This window comes from Pseudomonas sp. BF-R-19 (genome assembly GCF_019956445.1).
Taxonomy (GTDB): Bacteria; Pseudomonadota; Gammaproteobacteria; order Pseudomonadales; family Pseudomonadaceae; genus Aquipseudomonas; species Aquipseudomonas fluorescens_BH.
Map to the genome: position 1 here is coordinate 62,545 of NZ_JAHBDN010000046.1, position 10,755 is coordinate 73,299.

At 55.9% G+C, this 10,755-nt stretch carries 10 protein-coding genes, 4 tRNA genes and 1 rRNA gene; all 15 read right to left on the reverse strand.

The features are described from left to right. Positions 1–33: 33 nt before the first annotated feature. The gene (rpoB, locus tag KGB28_RS11425) at positions 34–4,107 is read right to left on the reverse strand and encodes a DNA-directed RNA polymerase subunit beta (protein ID WP_108218341.1); all 4,074 of its coding nucleotides are present in this window, start codon (positions 4,105–4,107) and stop codon (positions 34–36) included. A gap of 220 nt (positions 4,108–4,327) precedes the next feature. Then, positions 4,328–4,693, reverse strand: coding sequence for a 50S ribosomal protein L7/L12 (gene rplL, locus KGB28_RS11430; protein ID WP_108218340.1), 366 nt, complete (start codon positions 4,691–4,693; stop codon positions 4,328–4,330). A gap of 75 nt (positions 4,694–4,768) precedes the next feature. Then, positions 4,769–5,269 carry a 50S ribosomal protein L10 gene (rplJ, locus tag KGB28_RS11435; protein ID WP_007970413.1) on the reverse strand — a complete coding sequence of 167 codons (501 nt, stop codon included), beginning with the start codon at positions 5,267–5,269 and terminating at the stop codon, positions 4,769–4,771. Positions 5,270–5,467: 198 nt separating this feature from the next. Continuing rightward, positions 5,468–6,163 carry a 50S ribosomal protein L1 gene (rplA, locus tag KGB28_RS11440; protein WP_003186095.1) on the reverse strand — a complete coding sequence of 232 codons (696 nt, stop codon included), beginning with the start codon at positions 6,161–6,163 and terminating at the stop codon, positions 5,468–5,470. Then, positions 6,163–6,594 (reverse strand): 50S ribosomal protein L11, encoded by a 432-nt coding sequence (rplK, locus tag KGB28_RS11445; RefSeq protein ID WP_007933726.1) that lies wholly within the window; start codon positions 6,592–6,594, stop codon positions 6,163–6,165. Before rplK ends, rplA begins: the two co-directional genes overlap by 1 nt. 117 nt (positions 6,595–6,711) lie before the next feature. Next, entirely contained in the window at positions 6,712–7,245 is a 534-nt protein-coding gene (nusG, locus tag KGB28_RS11450) for a transcription termination/antitermination protein NusG (protein WP_007984405.1), read from the reverse strand. A 9-nt stretch (positions 7,246–7,254) separates the two neighbouring features. After that, positions 7,255–7,623, reverse strand: a complete 369-nt coding sequence (gene secE, locus KGB28_RS11455; protein WP_007984402.1) for a preprotein translocase subunit SecE — start codon at positions 7,621–7,623, stop codon at positions 7,255–7,257. 45 nt (positions 7,624–7,668) lie between these two features. Next, positions 7,669–7,744: transfer RNA gene (locus KGB28_RS11460), tRNA-Trp, on the reverse strand. Between the two features lie 174 nt (positions 7,745–7,918). Beyond that, a tRNA-Thr gene (locus tag KGB28_RS11465) sits at positions 7,919–7,994 on the reverse strand. A gap of 26 nt (positions 7,995–8,020) precedes the next feature. Continuing rightward, a tRNA-Gly gene (locus KGB28_RS11470) sits at positions 8,021–8,094 on the reverse strand. Positions 8,095–8,118: 24 nt separating this feature from the next. Further along, positions 8,119–8,203: transfer RNA gene (locus tag KGB28_RS11475), tRNA-Tyr, on the reverse strand. Positions 8,204–8,346: 143 nt separating this feature from the next. Further along, complete coding sequence (locus KGB28_RS11480; RefSeq protein WP_223445016.1) at positions 8,347–8,787, reverse strand: hypothetical protein; 441 nt, start codon at positions 8,785–8,787, stop codon at positions 8,347–8,349. A gap of 7 nt (positions 8,788–8,794) precedes the next feature. Further along, positions 8,795–9,544, reverse strand: coding sequence for a pantothenate kinase (locus KGB28_RS11485; RefSeq protein WP_223445018.1), 750 nt, complete (start codon positions 9,542–9,544; stop codon positions 8,795–8,797). Then, positions 9,534–10,493 carry a bifunctional biotin--[acetyl-CoA-carboxylase] ligase/biotin operon repressor BirA gene (birA, locus tag KGB28_RS11490; protein ID WP_223445020.1) on the reverse strand — a complete coding sequence of 320 codons (960 nt, stop codon included), beginning with the start codon at positions 10,491–10,493 and terminating at the stop codon, positions 9,534–9,536. Before birA ends, KGB28_RS11485 begins: the two co-directional genes overlap by 11 nt. Positions 10,494–10,630: 137 nt before the next feature. Continuing rightward, positions 10,631–10,746, reverse strand: a 5S ribosomal RNA gene (gene rrf, locus KGB28_RS11495). Positions 10,747–10,755 lie beyond the last annotated feature (9 nt).

Consider the following 10,755-nt stretch of genomic DNA (forward strand, 5'->3'; position numbering starts at 1 on the left):
CAATCCTGCCCCGCTCTCGATTCGCGTCACGTGTTATTCGGTTTCCAGATCGATATCGATGCCGAGGGAACGAATTTCCTTGATCAACACGTTGAAGGACTCGGGCATGCCCGGCTCCATACGGTGATCGCCATCCACGATGTTCTTGTACATCTTGGTACGGCCGTTCACATCGTCCGACTTCACTGTGAGCATTTCTTGCAGAGTGTAAGCGGCACCGTATGCTTCCAGTGCCCAGACCTCCATCTCCCCGAAACGCTGACCACCGAACTGCGCCTTACCACCCAGCGGCTGCTGGGTAACCAGGCTGTACGAACCGGTAGAACGAGCGTGCATCTTGTCGTCTACCAAGTGGTTCAGCTTCAGCATGTACATGTAGCCAACGGTAACCGGGCGCTCGAACTTGTTGCCGGTACGGCCGTCGGTCAGCTGCATCTGGCCGCTTTCTGGCAGGTCCGCCAGTTTCAGCATGGCCTTGATTTCGCTTTCCTTGGCACCGTCGAACACTGGAGTGGCCATTGGAACGCCGCCACGCAGGTTTTGAGCCAGGTCCAGGATTTCCTGGTCCGAGAAGTCATCGAGGCTTTCCTGACGACCGCCGATCTCGTTATAGATCTCGTGCAGGAACTTGCGCAGCTCGGCAACCTTGCGCTGCTCTTCAATCATGCGATTGATCTTCTCGCCCAGACCCTTGGCCGCGAGGCCCAGGTGGGTTTCAAGGATCTGACCGACGTTCATACGCGAAGGTACGCCCAACGGGTTGAGGACAACGTCGACCGGGGTGCCATTGGCATCGTGCGGCATGTCTTCAACCGGCATGATCACGGAGACCACACCTTTGTTACCGTGACGACCGGCCATCTTGTCGCCCGGCTGGATGCGACGACGGATTGCCAGGTAGACCTTGACGATTTTCAGCACGCCTGGAGCCAGGTCATCGCCCTGCTGCAGTTTGCGCTTCTTGTCTTCGAACTTGTCGTCCAGCAGACGGCGACGATCAACGATGTAGGCCTGAGCCTTCTCGAGCTGCTCGTTCAGAGCATCTTCAGCCATGCGCAGCTTGAACCACTGGCCGTGCTCAAGACCGTCGAGAACTTCGTCGGTGATGTCCTGGCCTTTCTTCAGACCGGCGCCGCCTTCGGCTTTGTGGCCGACCAGAGCGGAACGCAGACGTTCGAAAGTAGCACCTTCAACGATACGGAACTCTTCGTTCAGGTCCTTGCGGATCTCGTCCAGCTGGGACTTCTCGATCGACAGGGCACGAGCATCACGCTCAACGCCGTCGCGGGTGAAGACCTGTACGTCGATGACAGTACCTTTGGTACCGGTAGGTACACGCAGGGAAGTGTCTTTAACGTCGCTGGCTTTTTCACCGAAGATCGCACGCAGCAGTTTTTCTTCCGGAGTCAGCTGGGTCTCGCCTTTCGGAGTGACCTTACCAACCAGGATGTCGCCTGCGCCAACTTCAGCACCTACGTAAACGATACCGGCTTCGTCCAGCTTGTTCAGTGCCGCTTCACCCACGTTCGGGATGTCGGCAGTGATTTCCTCTGGGCCAAGCTTGGTGTCACGGGCCACACAGGTCAGTTCCTGGATGTGGATCGTGGTGAAACGGTCTTCCTGAACAACACGCTCGGACAGGCAGATGGAGTCTTCGAAGTTGAAGCCGTTCCATGCCATGAACGCGATGCGCATGTTCTGACCCAGAGCCAGCTCACCCATGTCGGTGGACGGGCCGTCGGCCATGATATCGCTACGCTGAACCCGATCACCCTTACGCACCAGCGGACGCTGGTTGATGCAGGTGTTCTGGTTGGAGCGGGTGTACTTGGTCAGGTTGTAGATGTCGACACCGGCTTCACCGGTTTCAACTTCGTCATCGGCAACACGAACCACGATACGGCTGGCGTCGACGGAGTCGATCACGCCGCCACGACGAGCCACGACGCAAACGCCGGAGTCACGGGCTACGTTACGCTCCATGCCGGTACCTACCAGCGGCTTGTCAGCGCGCAGGGTTGGTACAGCTTGACGCTGCATGTTCGAACCCATCAACGCACGGTTGGCGTCGTCGTGCTCGAGGAACGGAATCAGCGACGCAGCAACCGAAACTACCTGCTTCGGCGATACGTCCATCAAGGTGACGTCTTCCGGCGCCTTGACGGTGAATTCGTTCAAGTGACGAACAGCTACCAGCTCGTCGATCAGGACTTTCTTGTCGTTCATCGTGGCCGAGGCCTGAGCGATCACGTGATCGGCTTCTTCGATGGCGGACAGGAATACGATCTCGTCGGTGACCAGAGCGTCTTTCACCACACGGTACGGGCTTTCCAGGAAGCCGTACTGGTTGGTGCGCGCATAGGCAGCCAGGGAGTTGATCAGACCGATGTTCGGACCTTCCGGTGTTTCAATCGGGCATACACGACCGTAGTGAGTCGGGTGTACGTCACGCACTTCGAAGCCGGCACGCTCACGAGTCAGACCGCCAGGGCCGAGTGCAGAAACACGACGCTTGTGGGTGATCTCGGACAGCGGGTTGTTCTGGTCCATGAACTGGGACAGCTGGCTGGAACCGAAGAACTCTTTCACCGCCGCAGCCACTGGCTTGGCGTTGATCAGGTCTTGCGGCATCAAGCCTTCGCTTTCAGCCATCGACAGACGCTCTTTGACCGCACGCTCAACACGTACCAGGCCAACGCGGAACTGGTTCTCGGCCATTTCGCCTACGCAGCGAACACGACGGTTACCCAGGTGGTCGATGTCATCGACAATGCCTTTACCGTTACGGATGTCGACCAGGGTCTTCAGTACCGCGACGATGTCTTCCTTGCACAGCACGCCCGAACCTTCGATCTCGGTACGACCGATACGACGGTTGAACTTCATCCGGCCGACCGCAGACAGGTCATAGCGCTCAGGGCTGAAGAACAGGTTGTTGAACAGGGTCTCGGCAGCGTCCTTGGTTGGCGGCTCGCCTGGACGCATCATGCGATAGATCTCGACCAGCGCTTCCAATTGGTTGCTGGTGGAGTCGATCTTCAGGGTGTCGGAGACGAACGGACCGCAGTCGATATCGTTGGTGTACAGAGTTTCGATGCGAACAACCTGAGCCTTGGCGATTTTGGCCAGGATCTCGGTGTTCAGCTCGGTGTTGCACTCTGCCAGGATTTCGCCGGTTGCCGGGTGCACGATGACCTTGGCGGTTGTGCGACCCAGGACGTAGTCCAGAGGCACATCCAGCTCTTTGATCCCGGCTTTTTCCAGCTGGTTGATGTGGCGAGCGGTGATACGACGACCCTGCTCGACAATAACCTTGCCTTTGTCATCCAGAATATCGAGGACAGCGATTTCACCGCGCAGGCGCTGAGGCACCAGCTCCAGGCTCAGGGTCTCGCCCTTCACGTGGAATACGTTGGTGGTATAGAACGCGTCCAGCACTTCTTCAGTGGTATAGCCCAGCGCGCGCAGCAGTACCGAGGCAGGCAGCTTGCGACGACGGTCGATACGCACGAATACGCAGTCTTTCGGGTCGAACTCGAAGTCCAGCCACGAACCGCGGTAAGGAATGATGCGCGCGGAGTACAGCAGTTTACCGGAGCTGTGCGTCTTGCCACGGTCGTGGTCGAAGAACACGCCCGGGGAACGGTGCAGCTGGGAAACGATTACACGCTCGGTACCGTTGATTACGAAGGTACCGTTTTCAGTCATCAGGGGGATTTCACCCATGTAGACTTCTTGCTCTTTGATGTCCTTGATCGCTTTGTTCGACGACTCTTTGTCGAAAATGATCAGGCGCACTTTTACCCGCAAAGGTACGGCGTAAGTTACACCGCGCAATACGCATTCTTTGACATCAAATGCCGGTTCGCCCAGGCGATAACCGACGTACTCCAGCGCAGCATTGCCGGAGTAGCTGATGATCGGGAAAACGGATTTGAAGGCCGCATGCAGGCCCACGTCGCGGAACTGATCTTTAGTCGCTCCCGCTTGCAAGAATTCACGATACGAATCCAGCTGGATGGCCAGGAGGTACGGCACATCCATGACGTCCGGCAACTTGCTAAAGTCCTTGCGGATACGTTTTTTCTCAGTATATGAGTAAGCCATCAGCGTTCCCCAGCTTGGTCACCTGCTTGTTTGGCCCCTCCCGACGGGAGCAGCCAGAAAATCGTGCAAACCCCATGGTTTGCGCCACCGCATCGGGTGGTTACAGCACGTTATCGGCACCGACCCAGTCGGCTGCCAATAACGGAAAAAGGCCGGTGGCAAGAGCCACCAGCCATCAGCCTGTCGCTTAACGCTCGGGCTGGAGACGCAAAGTCGATGCTTACTTCAGCTCGACTTTAGCGCCTGCTTCTTCCAGAGTTGCTTTGGCTTTGTCGCCTGCATCTTTGGTCACTGCTTCCAGAACCATTGCAGGAGCGCCGTCAACTACAGCCTTGGCTTCTTTCAGGCCCAGACCGGTCAGTTCACGTACTGCCTTGATCACGTTAACTTTCTTCTCGCCAGCTTCCAGCAGCATGACGTTGAATTCAGTTTGCTCTTCAACAACAGCGGCAGCAGCAGCTGGACCAGCCGAAGCAGCAGCAGCGGTAACACCGAATTTTTCTTCGAAAGCTTTGATCAGCTCAACAACTTCCATTACGGACATGTTGCCAACTGCTTCAAGGATATCGTTCTGAGAGATAGACATGAATCTAATTCCTGATATTGGGGACGGCCTACGCGACCATCGAAAAAAACAAAAAACGCGAGAAGTTGACGAGCCTTAGGCTGCAGCAGCTTCTTTCTGGTCGCGAATTGCCGCCAGAGTACGAGCCAATTTGCTGGTAGCGCCTTGAATCACGCTCATCAGCTGAGAAATTGCTTCGTCACGGGTCGGCAGAGTTGCCAGTACGTCGATTTGGTTAGCTGCGAGGAACTTGCCCTCGAACGCAGCTGCCTTGATCTCGAACTTGTCCTGACCCTTTGCGAATTCCTTGAAGATCCGGGCAGCAGCGCCTGGATGTTCCTTGGAGAACGCAATCAGGGTAGGGCCAGTGAACACGTCGTTGAGGACACTGAATTCAGTGTCAGCAACAGCGCGCTTGAGCAGGGTGTTACGTACAACACGTACGTAAACGCCAGCTTCACGAGCCTCTTTACGGAGTCCGGTCATCGCGCCTACTGTTACGCCACGGGCATCAGCCACGACAGCGGACAGAGCGACTTTGGCAGCCTCGTTGACTTCAGCGACGATGGCCTTCTTGTCTTCGAGTTTAATTGCCACGGGTTTAACTCCTGCTTGTTACCGTTTCATCTGGTCGAAACCGGATGTCGTTTTGGTGTCTGATTCGGTAAGGAACCGGGAGCACCATCTGCGTAGGCTTGTGGTTTAAGACTTGCGTCGCCTACGGTCTTGGATAGCCCCCGCCAGGCAGGGACCCCAATTTTTCAATTGGCGCAATCGCTTGCGCCAATTTGTGTCTTACGCGTCGAGCGAGCTTTGGTCGATGACCAGACCTGGGCCCATAGTGGTGCTCAGGGTAACGCGCTTGACGTAAATGCCTTTCGAGGAAGCTGGCTTGATACGCTTCAGATCAGCGATCAGGGCTTCAACGTTTTCCTTCAGCTTGACGGCGTCGAAGCCGATCTTGCCAACGGAAGTGTGGATGATGCCGTTTTTGTCGGTGCGATAACGAACCTGACCAGCCTTGGCGTTTTTAACCGCGGTAGCTACGTCTGGGGTTACGGTGCCGACTTTAGGGTTAGGCATCAGACCACGTGGACCGAGGATCTGACCCAACTGACCTACAACGCGCATTGCATCCGGGGATGCGATCACTACGTCATAGTTCAGGTCGCCGCCTTTCATTTCGGCAGCCAGGTCGTCCATGCCTACGCGGTCAGCGCCGGCAGCCAGAGCGGCTTCAGCAGCTGGACCCTGGGTGAACACAGCAACGCGAACGGTCTTGCCAGTGCCGTGTGGCAGCACAGTAGCGCTACGAACGACCTGGTCGGATTTACGCGGGTCAACACCCAGGTTTACAGCTACGTCGAACGACTCGCTGAACTTGACAGTCGACAGCTCGGCCAGCAGGGCAGCGGCGTCTACAAAGTTGTAGGCCTTGCCTGCTTCGATTTTGCCGGCGATAGCCTTTTGACGCTTGGTCAGCTTAGCCATTACACACCCTCCACGTTAAGGCCCATGCTACGAGCAGAACCGGCGATAGTACGCACGGCTGCTTCCATATCAGCTGCAGTCAGATCCGCGTTTTTGGTTTTCGCGATTTCTTCCAGCTGAGCACGAGTCACGGTGCCAACCTTAACGGTGTTCGGACGAGCGGAACCGCTGGTCAGACCGGCCGCCTTCTTCAGCAGAACCGAAGCAGGGGTGGATTTGGTTTCGAAAGTGAAGCTACGGTCGCTGTAGACAGTGATGATCACTGGAGTCGGCAGACCTGGCTCAAGACCCTGAGTACGGGCGTTGAAAGCCTTGCAGAATTCCATGATGTTCACGCCGTGCTGACCCAGAGCAGGACCAACAGGTGGGCTTGGGTTAGCCTGAGCGGCTTTCACTTGCAGCTTGATGTAAGCGGTAATCTTCTTGGCCATGAGGCACTCCAATTACGGGTTCGAACGCCTCGAAAGGCTCCCCGGTTACTTGCGCGTTTATCCCAGTGACGACAAAACCCCACAGCCTACGGCTGCGGGGTTGGGATTTTTGTTCAACTAGACCTTTTCGACCTGGCTGAACTCGAGCTCCACCGGAGTAGAGCGACCGAAAATGAGCACTGCGACCTGGATCCGGCTCTTTTCGTAGTTAACTTCTTCAACAACACCGGTAAAGTCCGCAAACGGGCCATCGTTGACACGCACCGACTCGCCCGGCTCGAACAACGTCTTCGGCTTCGGCTTGTCACTGCCATCGGCAACGCGGCGCAGAATCGCTTCTGCTTCTTTATCGGTGATTGGCGCAGGCTTATCGGCAGTACCGCCAATGAAACCCATCACCCGAGGAGTGTCCTTGACCAAGTGCCAAGTACCCTCGTTCATATCCATCTGCACCAGCACATAGCCAGGGAAGAATTTGCGTTCGCTTTTGCGCTTCTGGCCATTGCGCATTTCAACCACCTCTTCAGTGGGAACCAGAATCTCGCCGAAGCCATCTTCCATACCGGCCAGCTTTACGCGCTCGATCAGCGAGCGCATTACATGCTTCTCGTAACCGGAGTAAGCATGCACAACATACCAACGCTTAGCCACGGGACACCCTTAGCCGACAATCAAGGAAACAAGCCAGCCGAGCAGGGAATCAAGCCCCCACAACAGCAACGCCATAACCAGGACAACAGCCACAACGATCAACGTGGTCTGCGTGGTTTCTTGGCGAGTTGGCCAAACGACTTTACGAATTTCGGTGCGCGCTTCCTTAACCAGTACAAAGAAAGACTTGCCCTTGACCGTCTGCAGGCCTACAAAGGCAGCTACGGCAGCAATAGCAAGCAATGCGAGTACGCGGTACAGGATCGGCGAAGCAGAAAAGTACTGATTGCCAACAACGCCAACAACCACCAGAGCGACTACTACAAGCCACTTGAGGAGGTCGAAACGAGAGCCTTGAGCTTCAGCTTTAGGAGTCATCTATGAAGATCCTGTGAAAAGAAAGCCAGACACACCGAGTGAATCTGGCAGGTCAGGAGGGAATCGAACCCCCAACCTACGGTTTTGGAGACCGTCGCTCTGCCAATTGAGCTACTGACCTAAAACAAAATCAGGCCGACCATTATGCCGACCCGAAAAAGACTTTACAACACTTACTAGGCAACCCCGGCTGCAACACCGATATCCACGACATCGGCAACCCTCAGAAACACAATCAGGCGCAACCACTACCACCTAAAACAAAGGCAGATATTTTCATATCTGCCTTGTTATATGGAGCTCTTGAGCGGATTTGAACCGCTGACCTCACCCTTACCAAGGGTGTGCTCTACCAACTGAGCTACAAGAGCGTAACACTGTGCAAAACCTGTAAACTTGGAGCGGGTAGCGGGAATCGAACCCGCATCATCAGCTTGGAAGGCTGAGGTTCTACCACTAAACTATACCCGCGAGGCTTACAGCTCTCGCTAAAAATGGTGGAGGGGGAAGGATTCGAACCTTCGAAGTCGTAGACGTCAGATTTACAGTCTGATCCCTTTGGCCGCTCGGGAACCCCTCCTAAGCGAGCCGGCATTCTACATCATGCCAGCCTTCTGTCAAGCATTTTTCTCATTAAAAACCTGAGCTTAGCTGCGTTGACCTCGCTTCACACCGCTAACCGTTTCCGGTGTTCGCTGTGGAGCGGGCGCCATTCTATGCAAACTATTCGGCGGGTGCAACCCCCTCGCACGGCATTATTTTATGTTTTAACTCATTGAATTCTTTAGAAAGGTTTATCAGCTGCAAATCGTCCAGCCAACGCCGGCTTTCCGGTGCAATACGCACCCAATACCCTGCCCCTTCGGTCGCAGCTTTCGGCAGGGACTGATACTTGACCTCCATCCCGCTCAAACGTCGCTCAACCGCCTGCGCGGCCTCCTGGCGCGTATAGCCGCCCAGATAAAGGCAGCCATTGTCTGTCGAGACAGCTTTACCCTTATCCCTGGATACGTCACTTGCTTCACTCAACAAGCGGATATCTTGTTGAGACCCGCGATACAGACTCAAAGGCGTGACATCCTTCGCGCGCAGAGGAGCCTCTTGTTGATGCCAGATGTAGTAGAAGCCATTGAGGACAAGCAGCAGCAGAAACAACCAACGCATAAAAACCTCAGGACAAGGGACAGGCCATGGCCAATCCGACAAACACCAAGTCCGGAACTACCCTGGCCCGAGGCACGACCTCAGTGACCAGGCTAGCATCCCCCCCGGTGAGGAATACGACAAAGTCCTCACCCCAGTAACTGCGCGCCAATTCGAGCTGGGTCAGCACGAAGCCGCGCAACATCAACAGACAACCACGCTCTACAGCCTCGACAGTCGCGCGACCTGGAACAAGACTTTCCAGAGCTTGCTCGGCCGCCAGATCCCCATAACGAATCTTGCGAGTGTGGGTGCGCAGCTGGTTGCGCATCAACGGCATCCCCGGACAGATGAAACCACCCAAGTGCTCTCCATCCGCCGCGATAAAGTCAGCAGTTACGGCCGTACCGAAATCGAGCACCAGGCACGCACCTGAAGCCAGATGAAAGCCTCCGAGCATTGCGAGCCACCGATCCAGCCCCAGCCGCTCAAACTCTTCATACCCATTGCGCACGCCTGACATTTCGCGTGCAGGCGTCGCGCACACAACCGGCACATCAAAAGTGTCCTTGAGCAAAGACGTCAGCGCAGCGGTTTCCTCCGCGGTCCTGACGCTTACCAGCCGGCAAAACGTGAGGGCAAGCCCTTTGAGCACCCCCAACCCCTCCAGCAATGCAAGATTGGAATCGACGACCCCCTCACCCAGCACCCGCCCGGCATTAACGGCAAGCACACGCCACTTGATGAAACTATTCCCACAATCGAGCTCAAGAATCATCACGCAACCTCAGGCTCAACTCACCACCACTGAAGACTTTCTCCACACCACCCACCTTCAGGCGCAAAGCGCCCTGGCCATCAATACCAAGCACTTCACCATCAATCTGATTGACGCCGGCAATCAACGACACGCTTCTCCCCTGCCACAGGTGATTTTGCTCCCACTCCGACTGAATGGCCAAAAAACCACCCGCCTGGTGACGAGCCAGGTATCGCTGCAGCATCTCCCCCAGCATCGCAACCAATTGGTTGCGATCAAACAATTTGCCTGACTCGAGCCGCAGGGATGTCCACTGCTGGTCCACCTCATCAGCGGACTGCATGTTCACATTGATTCCTACCCCCAGGACCACGTGGCACACATCAGCAGGATCACCAACCAACTCGAGCAGTATTCCCGCGATCTTTTTCTGACCTACAAGAACATCGTTAGGCCATTTCAATCCAGCGGCTGCAATACCGAGCTCGCGCAACGCCTGCAAGACAGCGAGCCCAACGACGAGACTCAAGCCCTCCAGCTGACGCATCCCACCATCAATGCGTAGCACCAGGCTGTAATAGACGTTTTCTGCGAATGGACTCACCCACTTGCGACCACGCCGCCCGCGCCCGGCTGTCTGCCGCTCCGAAAGCACCACAAACGGTGCCGCCTGCCCACGCTCAATAGCGCGCAGCGCTTCGGCATTGGTGGAGTCGATTGAGTCGTAAACCTGGACGGGCCAGGCGCAAGAGTGCGCCTGAGCGCTTATCTCGGCAGGATCGAGCAGCGCCAATGGCGCGGACAATTGATAGCCGCGCCCACGAACCTTATGAATAGACAAACCCAGCTCAGCTTCCAAATGCTGAAGCTGCTTCCACACAGCACTACGACTGACGCCCAGGGCGGCACCCAATGCTTGACCCGAATGGAATCGGCCATCTTTAAGAAGCTTTAACAACGTCAGCATGCAGGTCTCGCCTCACAATGAGGCCCGCATGATAGCCACGCATCGAGCGATTGCATAGAAATCCAGCAGCCGTGGATTTCCTGCGGACAAAAACAAAACCCCTACCTGCGTGCGCAGATAGGGGTTTCGGAATTTAATCTTGACGATGACCTACTCTCACATGGGGAAACCCCACACTACCATCGGCGATGCATCGTTTCACTGCTGAGTTCGGGATGGGATCAGGTGGTTCCAACGCTCTATGGTCGTCAAGAAATTCGGG